Genomic DNA, 16718 nt, shown 5'->3' on the forward strand with positions numbered 1-16718 from the left:
AAGGCCTCCGTTGTTGTGTTGTTGAGGTCAGAGTAGTCGATATCGACGTCATTCTGGGGCAGGAGCGATAATAGCCGCAACCGCCGGGTCCGTCTTTGGTCGCAAAGACACAGGTTTTGCTTGCCTGGCACCGCCAATACTTGCGAACCTAACGGATTAATTGCTCATCCCGATTTATATTCGGAGCCTTTGAATGCTTGCCCAGATCCTGTCCACGATGTTGCCGGTATTCCTGATTGCCGGCTGTGGCGCTCTTTACGGTCGTTACCGCACACCCGATATCCAGGGCTTGAACACCCTGAACATGGAGCTGTTTGTGCCCATGCTGGTGTTTGCGGTGTTGGCAGACCAGCAGGCACCGCTGCAGGAATACACCAGCCTGGCGCTGGCGGCTACGGTTGTGGTTCTGGGCTCTGGCATTGTCCTCTACCCTGTGGCCAGGGTCCTGAACCTGAATCTGAAAACCTTCCTGCCGCCGATGATGTTCAACAACTCCGGTAACATGGGGATTCCGATTCTGGTGTTAGCCTTCGGCGAGGCAGCCCTGCCGGCGGCCGTTGTGCTATTTGTTGTGGAGATGCTGCTGCACTTTACCGTGGGCATCTATATGCTCGATCCGCACACCTCCATCTTCAGAAGGCTTCGCCTGCCCGTTATTATGGCGAGTATCGCCGGCCTGGCCGTCAATTTCGGCGGTGTACCCATGCCCCAATGGTTGTTGGAAACCCTGAACATGCTTGGCGGAGTCTGTATCCCCCTGATGCTGTTTACCCTCGGCGTGCGCATGCTGGATGTGGATTTCGGCGACTGGAAACTGGGCATCCTCGGTGCCATTGCCTGCCCCGCCTCCGGGCTGATCCTGGCCTGGCCGATGATCGCGATTCTCGATCTCCCCGGCCTGCAGGTGGCCGCCCTCTGGGTCTTTGCCGCCATGCCATCCGCCGTGCTGAACTACATGCTGGCGGAACAATACCAGCAGGAGCCTGAAAAAGTTGCGTCACTGGTTCTGATCAGCAACCTCGGCAGCATTGTGGTGATGCCCATCGTGCTGGGCCTGGTGTTTGCGGCAGGCTATGTCTGAGGCTATTGCGGTCGTTCGTGCCTCCCGCCCCAACTTCCTGGTGCTCGCGCCCCTGTGCGCGGGGCTTGGCGTAGCGGTGGCCTGGCAGCAGAGCACACCGCCAGCATTAACGGATACCCTTCTGGTGCTGATAGGTGCCGTGCTGGCCCATGCTGCCGTGAATCTGCTCAACGAATATGAAGACTTTGTCTCCGGCCTCGATCTGATCACCCGGCGGACCCCTTTCTCCGGTGGCAGCGGAGCTCTGCCAGAGAGACCGTCCGCTGCCAAGCGGGTGCTGCTTGCCGCTGGCGGTACCCTGGCACTGGTGATTGGCATCGGGCTGTACTTTCTCTGGCTTCGTGGGCTACCAATGCTGGTGCTCGGCGTTGCCGGTGTTGTGCTGGTAGTGACTTACACCCGCTGGATTACCCGTTCGCCGCTCCTCTGCCTGTTGGCGCCCGGGCTGGGCTTTGGCCCGGTGATGGTTCTGGGCAGCCTGATTGCCCTCGATGCCACCCTGGACGCAGCGGCTCTCACCGTTTCGTTGATCAGCTTGCTGCTGGTCAGCGAGCTTCTGCTAATCAATCAGATTCCCGATGCCGACGCAGATCGCAAAGTCGGCCGCCGCCACCTGGTCATCACACATGGCAAGCCGGCGGCTGCCCGACTGGCTGGAATCATGTTGCTGGCGAGTTACGGCGTGCTGGCAGCGGGACTGCTGGCAGGCTGGCTGCCAACCTGGAGCGCTCTTGCCCTGGCCCCGGCACCAGCGGCCCTTTGGTTAAGCCTCCGGCTGCCAGGAGCTCTTGCCGATCCCCGGCGGCTCAATAACCTGCTTGGCACCAATATAGTCATACTGCTGGCCACGCTGACGTTACTGATCTGCGGCCTCAGTCTTTAAGCCGGAACACACTGACCCTTCCGCTCAACTGTTCCGCCAGCGTGGCAAGATCGCGGCTGGCGCCCGCCACCTGTTCGGAACCAGCGGAGGTTTCCACGGTGGAGTCGTGAATACGGCTGATGTTGCGGTTCACTTCCTCCGCTACGCTGCTCTGCTCTTCTGCTGCGCTGGCAATCTGGGCGTTCATGTCATTGATTTCACCCACTTCCTGACGGATTTTCGCCAGGGCCTGCTCCGCAGAGCGGGTTTTTTCCACCGTGGTTTTGGCGAGATCGCGGCTGGTTTCCATTACCGCCGCCGCTTCCGAGGCGCCGGTCTGGAGTTTTCCGATCATCTCCTGGATTTCACGGGTAGAATCCTGGGTGCGGGTCGCCAGTGAGCGCACTTCATCGGCCACTACCGCGAAGCCACGGCCGTGGGTGCCAGCGCGAGCGGCTTCAATGGCCGCATTCAGTGCCAGCAGATTGGTCTGTTCGGCGATGGCGTTGATCACTTCGATGATCTTTTCAATGTTGGCGCTGTCGTCGGAAACCCGGTGCACGGTTACAGCGGCTTTCTCGAGGGTGTCTGCCAGTTCACCAATGGAAACAGCCGTTTCCTGAACCACCCGATTACCGGTCTCCACTTCCAGATCCGCTTTGCCAGTGGCTGTGGCCGCATTGGACGCAAATCCCGCCACTTCATTAACTGTTGTCGCCATCTGGTTGATGGCCGTTGCCATCTGCTCCGCTTCCTCGGACTGGATGCGGATCTGGCGATTGTTGTTATCCGAGGTAGACAGCAACTCCGAGGAACTCCTGGACAGTTCCTTGGCTGACTGACGAACTTCGCGAATAATCCCGGCGAGTTGCTCCACGGTGTCCCTGAGAGCACCCATCACACTGTCCGGATACTTCGTCTGAATGTCCTGGTCGAGTATGCCATCCGAGAGCCGACGAATGGCGTCGGCGACTTCATCCGGCTCCGCGCCCAGCGTTGAACGGAGCCTGCGGATGATAAGCACCGCCACCACAATGCTCAGCAGCACCGCAATTCCGGTGACCAGGAATATGACTCTATTGAAGTTGCCCGCCGCTTCCCTCACCGCGTCCACGTTGGTGGTAATGAAGCCTTCCTGGTGGTCGATGAACGCATTGATGCGGTTCAGCCAGGTGGTATAGGCGGGGGACACTTCCTCCAGCAAAAATTCCCTGGCTTCATCGATGCGGCCGTCCTGGCGTATTTCCAGTAACTCCCCGGTCAGCGCCAGGGTGCTGCGCTCAATCTCCTTGATATCCGCCAGCAGTTGCTGCTCCCGATCTGTGGCTCCGGCTGACCGGAACAGCTGGTCCATGGGCCTGGCTGAGTCTACGTAGAAAGCCTTCAATCGTTCAATATCCTGGAGATGCATTCTCAGCGCCCGGTCTTCCCGCACCAGCACAGCATCACGGATGGCAATTGCACGGTCATGAACGCTGCCACGAAAGTTGATGGCATAGCGCTGCTTCACGGCCGCGTCATCGCCTACTTCGGTGAGGGTCCGGTCAATGAAACCAACCCGATGATTGCTGATAAGAGTGACGAGAATCATCAGGGAAAGAATAAGGCCAAAACCCAGGGTGAGTCGTTTGGCGACAGTGAATTTGTTGAACATGATCTACTCCGGCTGCTCATAACCATAAATCGAATCTATCTATTCACCGGTTTCGCAAAATCGGATCAATGGAGATGCTAGAGAAGGCGGATCTTTTACAATTATTTGCATTGCTACATAGTGTTACACTCCGTGGCAATTAGCCGCCATAACCGCCGAGTGCGCTTGCAACCACCCGGGCTTTGACCGAAGGTAAGACCATTCAGGTTGAATTTCATTTTGATACGGAGATCCGCCCATGAGTGTTCTGCTTCTCCTCCTCAGTGCACTGGTACTGATATACCTCGGCATTGGTGGCACCACTGCTGCCGCTGTTCTGGTGATAGCAACGATTGTTGGTCTGTTTCAGGATGGCTGGCACATCCTCAGTATTTTATTCGGCGGCGGCCTGCTTGCCCTGGGCCTGGTTCTGTTATTTCCGGGCGAGCTGCGTCGAGAAAAATTCAGCGCCCCGTTACTGGGCTGGGTACGGGGCCGCTTGCCCAAACTTTCGGATACCGAGGAGGAAGCACTGCACTCGGGCACGGTGGACTGGGATGGTGAGCTGTTTTCCGGCCAGCCCGAGTGGTCAAAATTACTGGATGCCAAACCCGCCCATCTCTCCAGTGAAGAGCAGGCTTTCCTGGACGGGCCGGTGGAAAAGCTCTGTGGCATGCTGGATGACTGGAAAATCACCCACGAAGAGTTCGACCTTCCCAACAAGGTCTGGAAATTCATTCGTGAGAACGGCTTCTTCGGGTTGATTATCCCCAAGGAACAAGGCGGCAAGGGCTTCTCCCATACCGCCCACTCCGAAATCGTTATGAAGATCTCCACCCGCAGCGTTTCCGCCGCTGTCACCGTGATGGTGCCCAACTCCCTGGGCCCGGGCGAGTTGCTGATGGAGTACGGCACCGATACCCAGAAAGAGTACTACCTGCCCCGGCTCGCCGGCGGCGAGGAAATTCCCTGCTTTGCCCTGACCTCCCCGGTGGCCGGCTCTGACGCAGGCGCTATCCCGGACAAGGGCATCGTCTGTAAGGGCCAATGGGATGGCAAGGAAGTGCTGGGTCTGAAAGTGACCTGGAACAAGCGCTACATCACCCTGGCCCCGGTCGCAACATTGATTGGTCTGGCCATCAAGGTGTACGACCCTGACAAGCTGCTCGGTGACTCCGATGACATCGGCGTGACCTGCGTGATGATTCCGCAGGACCTTGAAGGCGTTCACTCCGGCGCCCGTCACCTGCCAATGAACACCGTGTTTATGAACGGCCCGACCTGGGGCAATGACGTTTTCATTCCCATGGACCAGGTCATCGGCGGCCAGGACATGCTGGGTAAGGGCTGGAAGATGCTGCTGGAATGCCTGTCCATTGGCCGTTCCATCTCCCTGCCCGCGTTGGGCACCGGTGCCGGCAAGGTCGCCAGCCTGGCAACCGGTTCCTATGCCCTGACCCGGGAACAGTTCGGCCGCTCCATCAGCCAGTTTGAAGGCGTCCAGGAAGCCCTCGAACCCATCGCCGGCTACACCTACATGATGGACGCCGCGCGATTGCTGACCTCCGGTATGCTGGACCGCGGGGTACGACCATCCGTGCCTTCTGCGGTGCTCAAGTACCGCAATACCGACCTGATGCGTATTGTGATCAACCATGCCATGGACGTGGTGGCCGGCCGGGGTGTTATTACCGGACCCCGCAACTTCCTCGCCCGGGCCTACCAGGCGGTGCCCATCGGTATTACGGTTGAGGGTGCCAATATCCTCACCCGCAGCCTGATGGTGTTCGGCCAGGGAGCGATCCGCTGTCATCCGTTCATTGTGGAGGAAATTGAAGCGGCTGGTATGGAAGACAAGAAAGCGGCCGTCGAAAAATTCGATGGCATCTTCTACCGCCATATCGCCCACACCACCCGCAATGCGCTGCGATCCTTTGTGCTCGCCCTGACCGGCGGTTTGCTGGAGCCCGTACCGCGCCAGGGTAATATCCAGTCCAGCTATCGTCAGCTGGCCCGGTTCTCGGCAGCCTTCGCATTGATGACCGACGTGACCCTGCTCACGGTCGGCGGCGGCCTCAAGGCCCGCCAGCGTCTGTCCGGCCGCATGGCGGACTGCCTGGTGCACCTGTATTACGCCACCGCGGTGATCAAGCAATGGCATGAGGAAGGCTACCCGGATGACCAGCGCCCGCTGGTGGACTGGTGTCTGCAAACCAGCCTGCGGGACCTCAAGACGTGCATGCGCGAGTTGATTATCAACTTCCCGGTGCCACTGCTACGTTGGCCGTTGCGGATACTGGTGTTCCCGCTGGGTGCCACTGGCCTGAACGGACCCGACGACACACTGGGTACCGAGGTTGCCGCCAGTATCGTCACGGATACGCCGTTGCGCCAGCGCATCAGCCGTGGCAGCTACGTCAACACCGACCCGGAAGACCCGCTGGGCCGGGTGCTGAACGCCTACCGGCTGGCCAATGAAACCCGCGAAATGCGCGAGCGCCTGCACGAGGCTTTGCGTAACCGTGACGAGGATGAACTCGGGGGCATCGACCTGCTGATGGGCCACGAGCGCAAGGAACTGGTTGATTGGGCCTGTGAACAGGGCGTCGTGAAGGGTGAAGAATGTGACAAGCTGCTGGAGGCGCTGGAAGCACTCTACGATGTGATCCGGGTCGATGCCTTTGAGCCCGATGGCCTGAAAGCGCTGTCACGCTGCGCGAAGGGCAAGCGCAAGGTTGTGGAGCGCCCGCCCAGAGAAGAAGAGTAATTGCCTTCAATTCAGCGGCGCCCGATCCATTGGGTGCCGCGGTAGGCTCGCTTCAATCTGACCAACCCACCTCACTATTACCTCAACCTTGCCATGTGATTGACACATCCTATGAAAGTAGATTCAAAAAGCACTTTTTCTTATTAACTTTCAGTTATAAAATACTGAATAGATATTTCATTTAAGCATATATAGATATTCCGGTAGGCTATATGGAACTCCAGTTCAGTCAGGTAACCAAGTCATTTGGCGACCTGAACGTTATCAAGCTATTTGACACCACCATCAGGAACGGCGAAATCGTTGCCCTGGTGGGTCCGTCCGGTTGCGGCAAATCCACGCTGTTACACATGTTGGCCGGGCTTCAGCAGCCCTCTACCGGTACCTTGACTGCGGGCGGCTCCTCGGTAGCCAACCCGTCCCCTGAGCGCACCCTGGTATTCCAGGAGCACGCCCTCTACCCGTGGATGACCTTGCTGGATAACGTGGCCCTGGCGCTGGAGTTTCAGGATCAGCCCCGCAAGGCCTCCCTGGAAGAGGCCCGTAAATGGCTGTCCAGGGTCAGGCTTGTCGGTTTTGAAGGTTATTACCCCCATCAGGTTTCCGGAGGCATGCGGCAGCGTTGCGCCCTGGCCAGGGCCTTTATTGCCCGTCCCAAGGTACTACTGCTGGACGAGCCTTTCGGCGCCCTGGATGCGCTGACCCGGATGACCCTGCAAAGTGTCCTCAAAGACCTGATTGAAGAAGAGCGACCCACCGTGGTTCTGGTCACCCATGACGTGGATGAAGCCCTCTACCTGGCAGACCGCGTCATGGTTTTCAGCCAGCGGCCGGCAACGGTGTTGCGGGAGGTCGAACTGGGACACATCCCCAAGACCCATGACCTGTCTGCTTTCGCCGATGTCCGCCGGGAAGTCCTGAACCTGCTGGGCATTGACACTGACGAACACGAACCCACACATTCCGAAGGAGAAACGGCATGAACCGCTCTTTACTGACTCCCCTCTTTGCCTTCCTGCTGTCCCTGGCTATCGCCAGCCCGGCGACGGCAGCAGAAAAATTCCGTGTCGGTTATGTCCGCGTTATGGACGATGCCCAGGCCATGTTGGCCTATGAGGCCGGGCTCTATGAGAAGTATGGCCTCGACGCAGAACTGATCGAATTCACGTCCGGCACCGACCTGATCAAGGGCATCGTTGGCGGCCAGCTGGATATCGGCGTACTGGGCTTCTCCAATGCCTTTACCTGGGCGTCCAAGGGTGCAGACCTGAAAATTGTCGGCGGTGCGCAGCGCGGCTATCACTCACTGCTGGTGCGTGAAGATTCGGGCATTGAATCGGTGGAAGACCTCAAGGGTAAAAGTCTGGCGTCCCAGAAACAGGGCAGCACCGCAGACATCGTCCTCAAGGGTGTGATGCTCGACAATGCCGGGCTGACCCCGTCGGACCTGAACATCATGGGCGTAGCCCCTTCCGTGGCCGTACAGTCGCTGGTTGGTGGTCGTGTGGATGCCGCCTTCCTGTTCGAGCCGTACGACCGCATCGCGCAGCTGGTGGCCCCGGTCAAGCAGATCTATGAAATTGGCGAGGTGTGGCCATTCCCCTGCATGGTCGTGATTACCTCCGGTGAAACCCTGAAAAACCGCAAGGATGTACTCTGGGCGGCACTGGATGCCCAACGCGACGCCATTGATATGCTCGAGAGCAATCCGGCAGAAGCAGCACCCTATATCACCGACTACTTTATCCGCGAGCCGGTGGTGAAATCCCGCAACCAGGGCGACGTGCCCAGCGAGCAGGTGATCACCGAGGCCATCAAGACCAACGACTTCAGCGCCAAACTGACCGAGGACGATATCAACCGTATGAAGGAACTGGCAGCCATCATGCAGGAACAGGATATTCTTCAGGTGGAAGGCGAGTTTGATGTCGATGCCTTGCTGGACCTGTCCTGGCAGCAGGCGCGCGAGCTGTAAGCATGAGTAATACTCAGTCAACCGGCGTTGCCAGCAAACGGGCCTATGTGGCCGCTATCGCCATTATCCTGTTTTTCTGGCAGGTGGCGGCCTGGTTCCTGCCGGACTTCCTGATGCCGGATGTACCGGTGGCCCTGCAACGTTTGTGGGAAGAACTTAACAGCGGCGACTTCTACGAAGGACTCGGCAACAGCATGAGCCGCCTTGGCATCGGATACGGGGCTGCCCTGTTCTTCGGCATCATTCTGGGCCTGGTGGGTGGCACCCTGGACCTGGTGCGCAGCACCCTGAAAGCGGCCATCATCATCCTGCAGTCCATCCCGTCCATTGCCTGGGTGCCGCTGTTCCTGATCCTGATGGGCTTCGGCAATACGCCGATCATTGTCGTGGTGGCCATCGGTGCGTTCTTCCCCACCGCCCTGAGCGTGATGAACGCCACCGAGAGCGTCGAGAAAGTGCATATTTCTGCGGCCCGGGTGATGGGTGCATCCAAGTTGCAGATGCTCAAACGGGTCTACTTCCCTGCGGTTACCCCGGAACTGATCACCGGCGCCCAGCTGGCCTTCGGCAACGCCTGGCGCGCTCTGATCTCCGCCGAGATGATCGTCGGCTTCAGCGCCGGCCTGGGCAAGTCCCTGGCCTATTCCGGCGAGATTGCGGACATGACCGGTGTGATGACCAACATCCTGGTGATTGCCATCCTGGCTGCGGTGATCGATCAGGTGATCCTGGAACGCATCAAACACCGGTTGCTGCGCTACCAGTATCTGTAAAACCTGTTACCGCTTTCCGGGAGGCGATCTGCCTCCCCTCTTTTCTTGACAGACTCCACACCCTCCGACTATTACTGAACTCAGTTCAATTGGCAGTACCTACAACCTTTTCAGAAAAAAAGACTGAATAACAAATAATAACGAACCTGTGGCGCACCGGTCGCCGACTCGAACCGAAAGGGGTGTATTTCCGTGAACGACCAGGCTGCGGGCGAACAACCAACATCGTCCCCGATCATTCTTGAAACCCGTAATCTGCAGAAAGATTTCAAGGGCTTTACCGCTATCAATAACGTCAATTTGAAAGTGGAGACGGGTAGCATCCATGCCCTGATTGGTCCCAATGGGGCCGGCAAAACCACTTTTTTCAATCTGCTGACCAGGTTTCTCAAAGCCAGCGCCGGCGAGATTATCTATGACGGTAAAGACATCACCCACGCCCGGCCGGCTGCCATCGCCCAGCAAGGCCTGATTCGGTCATTCCAGATATCGGCGGTGTTTCCGCACCTGTCCGCCCGTGAAAATGTGCGCATTGCCCTGCAGCGCACACTGGGGGTGTCCTACCAGTTCTGGCGTTCCAAGCGGGTGCTGGACCAGCTGAATGAAGAAGCCCAGGCTACCCTGGAACTCGTGGAGCTTGGTCCCTTTGCCGACACCAAGGCGGTCGAGCTGCCCTACGGTCAAAAACGGGCCCTGGAAATTGCCACCACTATCGCCCTCAAGCCCAGGCTTATGCTACTGGACGAGCCCACCCAGGGCATGAGTTCCGAGGACGTCGGCACGGTCACCGATCTGATCAGACGGGTAGTCGAAGGCCGGACCATCGTGATGGTGGAACACAACCTCAACGTAGTTTCCACCCTGGCCGACACCATCACCGTACTTAACCGGGGTGAGGTCCTTGCCGAGGGCGATTACGAGACCGTTTCCACCAACCCTGCCGTGATGGAAGCCTACATGGGAACCACCGATGTCGCCTGATCAACGTCCGGAATTGCTCCGAATCGAGAACCTGCACGCCTGGTATGGCGAGTCCCACATTCTCCACGGCATGAACCTGACCCTGCACGAAGGCGAGGTGATTACACTGCTGGGCCGCAACGGATCCGGGCGCACCACTACCCTGAAGGCCATTCTTGGCCTGGTGGGTCGGCGCACCGGCTCGATCAAGATTCGCGGCACCGAAATCATCAATATGCCCACGCACCGGATTGCCCATGTCGGCAAGCTCGGTTATTGCCCGGAAGAGCGTGGCATTTTTGCTTCCCTCAATGTCGACGAAAACCTGGAGCTGCCCCCAGTGGTCGCGGAGGGCGGTCTGACGGTGGACGACATCTACACCATGTTCCCGAACCTCAAGGAACGGCGGAAAAGCCAGGGTTCCAAGCTCTCTGGAGGCGAACAGCAAATGCTCGCCATTGCCCGCATTCTGCGCACGGGCGCCAACCTGCTGTTGCTGGACGAAATTACCGAAGGGTTAGCGCCGGTGATCCTGAAATCCCTGGATCAGGTGATTCGCAAACTGCGGGAGAAGGGGTTCACCATCATCCTCGTAGAGCAGAATTTCCGGTTTGCCGCGCCTCTGGCGGACCGCCATTACGTCATTGAGCACGGCCAGGTGGTGGAACAGATTGACGCCGCTGACCTTGAGGCCAAAAAAGAGCAGCTGAACAGGCACCTGAGTGTCTGAGCCTGTGGGCCAGGTTCGCCGCAAGCGCACCGACCCTGAATCTGATAAGACCGTGAACCTAACAAGAAAAGGAATCCCACTATGTTCAAGCTCTGGAAACAAGGTCTGGCAAGCGCCATTGCAATAACCACATTGGCAATGCCGCTCACTGCAACCGCCGAACTGACAGACGGTAAGCTCAAGATTGGTGTACTCAGCGATATGTCCGGGGTTTACAAGGCCCTGGAAGGTCCCGGCGCGGTGATTGCTGCCGAAATGGCCGTCGAAGACTTTGGAGGTTCCGTCCTCGACCAGCCGGTGGAAATCATCTCCGCCGACCACCAGAACAAGCCGGACATCGGCGCCAGCACCGCCCGGGAGTGGATCGACGCCGAAGAAGTCGACATGATCACGGCCCTCGACAACTCCTCTGTCGCCCTGTCGGTGCAGGGACTGGCCAACGACAAGAAGATTATCACCATGAACACCGGGGCCGGCACCACTGCCCTTACCGAGGAACAGTGCACGCCCTATGGGATCCACTATGTCTACGACACTCACGCATTGCCTGTGGGCACAGCCACAGCCATGGTCAAGAATGGCGGCGAGAGCTGGTTCTTTATCACCGCAGACTATGCCTTTGGCCATTCCCTGCGAGACAACACCGGCGCGGTAGTGGAAAGCCTGGGTGGTGAGGTGGTTGGCAACGTCAACGCGCCGCTGTCCACCAACGATTTCTCTTCCTATCTGCTGCAGGCGCAGTCCTCCGGCGCCGACGTCATTGGTCTGGCCAACGCCGGGCAAGACACGGTGAACGCCATCAAACAGGCCAACCAGTTCCGGATCGTGCAAAGCGGGCAGAAACTGGCGGGTATGCTGGTGTTCATCACCGACGTGCATAGCATGGGCCTCGACATTGCCCAGGGGCTGCAGTTCACCACCGCCTTCGTGTGGAACCAGAACGACGAAGCCCGAGCCTGGTCAGAGCGCTTCTTTGAGCGCCACGGTGCCATGCCCACCATGGTACACGCCGGCGTTTACTCCGCCGTTACCAACTACCTGAAAGCGGTTGAAGAAACCGGTACCGACGACAGCGACACCGTTCGTGCCAAGCTGGGCGAGATGACCCTGAACGACATGTTCGTGAAGAATGGCTCTATCATGGCGAACGGTTCCATGCTGCACGATATGTACCTGGTGGAAGTGAAGAAGCCCGAGGAGTCCGAAAGCGAATGGGACCTGCTGAGAGTGGTATCGAAGATTCCGGCGGAGCAGGCGTATATTCCGCTGTCCGAATCCAAGTGTTCATTAGTTAACTAACGGTAGAACTGACCACTGCTTCCGGGGAGATAGCCAACGTGTCAATGCAGGTCATAATGGCCCAGGCGCTGCTTGGGCTGAACGTGGGTGTGTTTTATGCCATGTTGAGCCTGGGGCTTGCGGTGATATTCGGCTTGCTGAATATCATCAACTTTGCCCATGGCGCCATGTACATGCTGGGGGCGTTCATTGCCCTCATCGGCTACTCTCTCCTGGAACAATGGTTCGGCATCAGCCTTCAGATCGGTTTCTGGGCGTCACTGCTGGTGGCACCCGTTATCGTCGGCATTCTCGGAGTGCTGATTGAACGTCTGATGCTCAAACGGCTGTACGAGCTCGACCATATTTACGGTCTGCTGCTCACCTTTGGCATCACGCTCATCCTACAGGGTCTGTTCGCCAACTATTTCAATGTTTCCGGCACGCCCTACCCGGGTCAGCCAGAAGCGCTCAGTGGCGTGGTAAACCTCGGGTTCATGTACTTCCCGACCTACCGTCTGTTTGCCATCGTGTTTTCCCTGGTGGTCTGTTTCGCCACCTGGTGGGCCATCGAACACACCAAGCTCGGCTCCAGGCTGCGAGCCGGCGTGGAGAACCCTGACCTGACCCAGGCCTTCGGCCTGAATGTCCCCCTCATGGTCACCCTGACCTTCGCCTTCGGCGCCGGGCTGGCCGGCCTGGCCGGGGTGCTGGCGGCTCCCATCTACTCCGTCAGCCCGCTGATGGGGGCGGACCTGATCATCGTGGTGTTTGCCGTGGTGGTCATCGGCGGCATGGGCTCGATCATGGGCGCCATCCTCTCTGGCCTTGCCCTGGGACTGGTTGAGGGGCTGACCAAGGTGTTCTACCCACCCGCCGCCAGTACCGTAATTTTCTTCCTTATGGTGCTGGTGCTGCTGTTCCGCCCCGCCGGCCTGTTTGGTAAGGAGAAATAAGCACCATGACCAACCGCATCCTCTTTATCATCATGCTGGTGGCAGGCCTGACCGCCCCCCTGTTTGCCTACCCTGTGTTCGTCATGGACCTGCTGTGCTTTGCACTGTTCGCCTGTGCCTTCAACCTGTTACTGGGGTACGCCGGCCTGTTATCGTTCGGTCACGCCGCGTTCTTCGGCGGTGCCGCTTACATTACCGGCTACGTCACCAAGGAATGGGGCTTTAGCCCGCTGCTTGGCATACTCGCCGGCGCGGGGTTTGCCACGGTGCTCGGGGCAGCCTTCGGTTTCCTGGCCATACGCCGCCAGGGCATTTACTTCGCCATGGTTACCCTGGCACTCGCCCAGATCATTTACTTCCTGGCCCTGCAGATGCCCTTCACCGGCGGCGAAAATGGTCTGCAGGGTATTCCCCGGGGGAATCTGTTCGGCCTGATTGACCTGAACAACTCCCTCGCCATGTACTACTTCGTATTTGCCATTTTCCTTATCGGCTTCGGCATTATCTATCGAACCATCAACTCGCCGTTTGGTGAGGTGCTGCAAGCGATTCGTGAAAACGAATCCCGGGCCCTGTCCCTGGGCTACGACGTGGATCACTTCAAACTGCTGGCCTTCGTCATATCTGCCACCCTGGCCGGGCTGGCCGGTGCCACCAAAGCGATCATTTTTCAGTTTGCCGCGCTCACTAGCGCTCACTGGCAAACCTCCGGTGAGGTCATTCTGATGACACTGGTCGGCGGACTGGGCACCATCTTCGGCCCGGTCGTTGGCGCCATCACCGTGGGTGCCCTCAGCCACGAATTGTCCGCCTACGGCTCCTGGGTACAGGTGATACTCGGTACCATATTCGTGGTCTGCGTCATGGTATTCCGTCGCGGCATCATCGGTGAACTCCAGCGACTGGTCAGTCGTAAGCGGGGTTGAGGATATCAATGATTTCGCGTGTATCTTTCAAGATCGTATAAACACGATCTTCAACCTCAACTCGCTGGCGACCGCCGTCGATATTTCGAACATCACCGTAACGTAGCAACTCCCGGTCAAAATAATCACCCTTACGGTAGTTGAGTTTCCGCTCCCAGCCCGGGGGTAACGGCTCACCCCGCTCGACTTTTTTCTGCAATCCGGGTGGAAGCTCCCCACCGTGAGGTGACTCGGCCAATGCCGGCGCCGTGCCGGCTATCATACCCACAAAGACAAACATGGCTACGTACTTCATTATCAACTTGCTCCTCAAAACTGGCAACGCGAACACATTAGCTTAGAGTGGAACTCACTATGTTAACGTCGATTTATCCCCCGACGTTCCCAAAGAATCATTTTCATTCCGTTCGCAAACCACTCCTGATAGCCTCATCAACAAGCCATCGCCGCAGAATCTGAATGCCCTTCTCCCGCCGGCGACTGGTTTTCCAGGCAAAGTAGAACTTGTCACCAGTCATCACCGAATGGCAGGGCAGCCGCACAAAATCCCCCGAATCCTTCCGTGTACTGAGCATGTAATCATTGGTCAGCGCGATGCCCTGATGGTAACGCGCCGCCTCCAACGCCAGCAGCATGTGACTGAAATGCTGGATCCGCGCCGTACCGGGAATGCTCTGATCCACCCCGCGATACCAGGCTTCCCAGTCACCGGCGGCCTTATCGAAAATGCTGTGGGTGGAAAGCAGCGGGAAACGGGACACTTCCTCCGGTGACAACTCCGGCTCGTCTCTCCCCTCAACCTCCGAATCCCGCCCCAGCTCCCGCCGGATGCGCTGCCAGTAATCCTGGCTGCACACCGGGAACAGCCGTTCGATGTACAACAACTCGTAGCTGAACGCCGACGATGCCGGCTTTATGGTAATAAAACAGTCCGCCACCCGGTCCGACAACACCGGATTCTCACTGCTCATCTCCAGCGACAACTCCAGCTGCGGATACTCCCGCTGCAAATCCGGCAACCGCGGCACCAGCCAGCGCACCGCAAACGAACTGAACACCGACAGTCGCAACCGCGACTCCTCATGCCCAAGTAACTGCTCACTCACCCGCTCAATCTGCAACAGCGCCGACCCGACTCCATCCAGATACTGCCGCCCCTCGTCCGTCAGCGCGAGCGTTCGCCCACTACGCCAGAACAGCTTCTCACCCAGATAGGCCTCCAGCTGCTTGATCTGATGACTGACCGCACTCTGACTCACAGCCAGTTCCTCGGCGGCCAGCGAAAAGCTGTTCAACCGGGCAACGGCTTCGAAAACGGGCAGTGATTTCAGGGGTGGCAGCTTCATTATCTATTTTGCTAATACCTATGGCGCAAAGATCATTTTATCGGATATTAGCACACCGATAGAATGCCATCACAAAGTTCAGGTAGAGAAACGAAAAGACCGTTTTAAAACACCGAGAGCCATCGCTGGAGTATGGGAGCCAGCGGGTAAGGCCTTTTCGAAAGCGTGCGGAGCCATGGATGGCGGAGCTCGAGCGTACAGGGATGTATTTACAGCGTATTTCGAAAAGGCCTTACCCGCTGGCTCAAACTCCCAAATTTCGAGCAAGACCAGAAATAGGAGTTCCCATGTCAGGCAAAACCGTAAACAGCGCAATCCTTCTGCTGGTGATCGGCAACGCCATGGCCATCATATCCGACGTATTCATCAAGCTGATGGAGCCCGGTGCGCCGATTTTCCAGTTCGCGTTCCTGCGCTGCGTCATCACCCTGCTGCTGTTACTGCCCCTGGCAGGACAGCTCAACAGGAAACACCTGTTCACCGGCTTCAAGGTCCATGCGGTGCGGGCACACATACACCTGGCGGGCCTGCTGTGCATGGTCATTGCTCTTGGCAACCTGCCGCTGGCCACCGCCAATGCCGTCTTTTACGCTGCCCCTATCCTGGTCATGGTGCTATCCACCATCGTATTCCGGGAAAAACTCACCCCACTGAGCGTCATCGCCGTATTCAGCGGCTTCGCCGGCATCGTCGTTATCCTGCGGCCGGTAGAGTTCAACTGGGCCGCCATCGCCGCTCTGGCAGCTGCGCTTACTCTTTCCATCAACGCCGTCATGGTACGCAAGCTGCCCAAAGAGCAGACAACGGTTCACAAGCTGCTGCTCAACTACCTGCTGATCCTGCCCGCCAGTTTTGTTCTGATGCTGGCAGAAGGGGCGGCCTGGGACCCATCAATACTGTTCAGCGCTCTGGGCTCGGCGCTTTTTATTCTAGGTTACAACATCACCGTGCTGCTGGCTTACCGCCAGGTAGACGCCAATCAAGTCACAAGCGCGGAATACACGGGCCTGATCTGGGCGGTGCTGATTGGCTGGATAGGTTTCAATGAGATGCCCGATCTCTGGTTCGCCGTGGGCAGTGCCATGATCGTGGTACCGCTGATTCTGGTGGGGTTGCGTTCGCGTCAGCTGAGCCACAGGGTGCTCCCTGCTTACCCAGCGAATAGTTGAGACCCTGGGCCAGCGACGATGCAAAGGGACTGACCACCAAAAAGGTCGCTGCAAAGTCAGTCGCCACAGGGTTTTGCCCAGGTCCACCTAGTGTCACTGCGACGTCCTGCCCCTACCTCAGAATTTCGGTCCATTTAAAACTGGAAAAATCCGGCTCCTAAGCGTATCAGGTCACACCAAAACTGAATGTGGCGTGCCAAAGGTTGATTGGCGGATGCACAAAACTGAAGCTACGGCGCAAAGCGAACATTCATATTTGTTT

Annotated in this window: 15 protein-coding genes; 12 read left to right on the forward strand and 3 right to left on the reverse strand. The window is 58.0% G+C overall.

Annotation, left to right across the window (positions count from 1 at the left end):
* Positions 1-193: 193 nt before the first annotated feature.
* Together FDP08_RS12080 and FDP08_RS12085 are read left to right on the forward strand one after the other, a co-directional pair.
* Positions 194-1081 (forward strand): AEC family transporter, encoded by an 888-nt coding sequence (locus FDP08_RS12080; protein WP_137436394.1) that lies wholly within the window; start codon positions 194-196, stop codon positions 1079-1081.
* On the forward strand, positions 1074-1964 hold the full coding sequence (locus tag FDP08_RS12085; RefSeq protein WP_137436395.1) for a prenyltransferase: 891 nt from the start codon (positions 1074-1076) through the stop codon (positions 1962-1964). Before FDP08_RS12080 ends, FDP08_RS12085 begins: the two co-directional genes overlap by 8 nt.
* Here FDP08_RS12085 and FDP08_RS12090 read toward each other — a convergent pair.
* Complete coding sequence (locus tag FDP08_RS12090) at positions 1954-3597, reverse strand: methyl-accepting chemotaxis protein (protein WP_137436396.1); 1644 nt, start codon at positions 3595-3597, stop codon at positions 1954-1956. The genes FDP08_RS12085 and FDP08_RS12090 overlap by 11 nt on opposite strands.
* 238 nt (positions 3598-3835) lie before the next feature.
* Here FDP08_RS12090 and FDP08_RS12095 point away from each other — a divergent pair, with 238 nt between their 5' ends.
* The 9 genes from FDP08_RS12095 (at position 3836) to FDP08_RS12135 (ending at position 13941) form a co-directional block, all read left to right on the forward strand.
* On the forward strand, positions 3836-6343 hold the full coding sequence (locus FDP08_RS12095; RefSeq protein WP_137436397.1) for an acyl-CoA dehydrogenase: 2508 nt from the start codon (positions 3836-3838) through the stop codon (positions 6341-6343).
* A 212-nt stretch (positions 6344-6555) separates the two neighbouring features.
* A complete protein-coding gene (locus FDP08_RS12100; protein WP_137436398.1) occupies positions 6556-7326 on the forward strand; it encodes an ABC transporter ATP-binding protein in 771 nt (256 codons plus the stop codon).
* Positions 7323-8318 carry an ABC transporter substrate-binding protein gene (locus FDP08_RS12105; protein ID WP_137436399.1) on the forward strand — a complete coding sequence of 332 codons (996 nt, stop codon included), beginning with the start codon at positions 7323-7325 and terminating at the stop codon, positions 8316-8318. The genes FDP08_RS12100 and FDP08_RS12105 overlap by 4 nt, the downstream gene beginning before the upstream one ends.
* Positions 8319-8320: 2 nt before the next feature.
* Positions 8321-9091: an ABC transporter permease gene (locus tag FDP08_RS12110; protein WP_137436400.1), complete on the forward strand. Its 771-nt coding sequence runs from the start codon at positions 8321-8323 to the stop codon at positions 9089-9091.
* A 192-nt stretch (positions 9092-9283) separates the two neighbouring features.
* On the forward strand, positions 9284-10072 hold the full coding sequence (locus tag FDP08_RS12115; RefSeq protein ID WP_170979026.1) for an ABC transporter ATP-binding protein: 789 nt from the start codon (positions 9284-9286) through the stop codon (positions 10070-10072).
* Positions 10062-10781 carry an ABC transporter ATP-binding protein gene (locus FDP08_RS12120; RefSeq protein WP_137436401.1) on the forward strand — a complete coding sequence of 240 codons (720 nt, stop codon included), beginning with the start codon at positions 10062-10064 and terminating at the stop codon, positions 10779-10781. The genes FDP08_RS12115 and FDP08_RS12120 overlap by 11 nt, the downstream gene beginning before the upstream one ends.
* Before the next feature lie 81 nt (positions 10782-10862).
* A complete protein-coding gene (locus tag FDP08_RS12125) occupies positions 10863-12080 on the forward strand; it encodes an ABC transporter substrate-binding protein (RefSeq protein WP_137436402.1) in 1218 nt (405 codons plus the stop codon).
* 44 nt (positions 12081-12124) lie between these two features.
* Entirely contained in the window at positions 12125-13015 is an 891-nt protein-coding gene (locus tag FDP08_RS12130) for a branched-chain amino acid ABC transporter permease (RefSeq protein WP_170979073.1), read from the forward strand.
* A gap of 5 nt (positions 13016-13020) precedes the next feature.
* Positions 13021-13941, forward strand: a complete 921-nt coding sequence (locus FDP08_RS12135; RefSeq protein ID WP_137436404.1) for a branched-chain amino acid ABC transporter permease — start codon at positions 13021-13023, stop codon at positions 13939-13941.
* On the opposite strand, the gene FDP08_RS12140 is transcribed toward FDP08_RS12135, so the two are convergent.
* Complete coding sequence (locus tag FDP08_RS12140) at positions 13922-14236, reverse strand: hypothetical protein (RefSeq protein WP_137436405.1); 315 nt, start codon at positions 14234-14236, stop codon at positions 13922-13924. The genes FDP08_RS12135 and FDP08_RS12140 overlap by 20 nt on opposite strands.
* Before the next feature lie 103 nt (positions 14237-14339).
* Positions 14340-15287, reverse strand: coding sequence for a LysR family transcriptional regulator (locus FDP08_RS12145; RefSeq protein WP_137436406.1), 948 nt, complete (start codon positions 15285-15287; stop codon positions 14340-14342).
* Between the two features lie 287 nt (positions 15288-15574).
* Between FDP08_RS12145 and FDP08_RS12150 the strand changes: the two genes are divergently transcribed.
* Complete coding sequence (locus FDP08_RS12150) at positions 15575-16456, forward strand: DMT family transporter (protein ID WP_137436407.1); 882 nt, start codon at positions 15575-15577, stop codon at positions 16454-16456.
* Positions 16457-16718 lie beyond the last annotated feature (262 nt).

Origin of the sequence: Marinobacter panjinensis (assembly GCF_005298175.1) — a bacterium.
Taxonomy (GTDB): domain Bacteria; phylum Pseudomonadota; class Gammaproteobacteria; order Pseudomonadales; family Oleiphilaceae; genus Marinobacter; species Marinobacter panjinensis.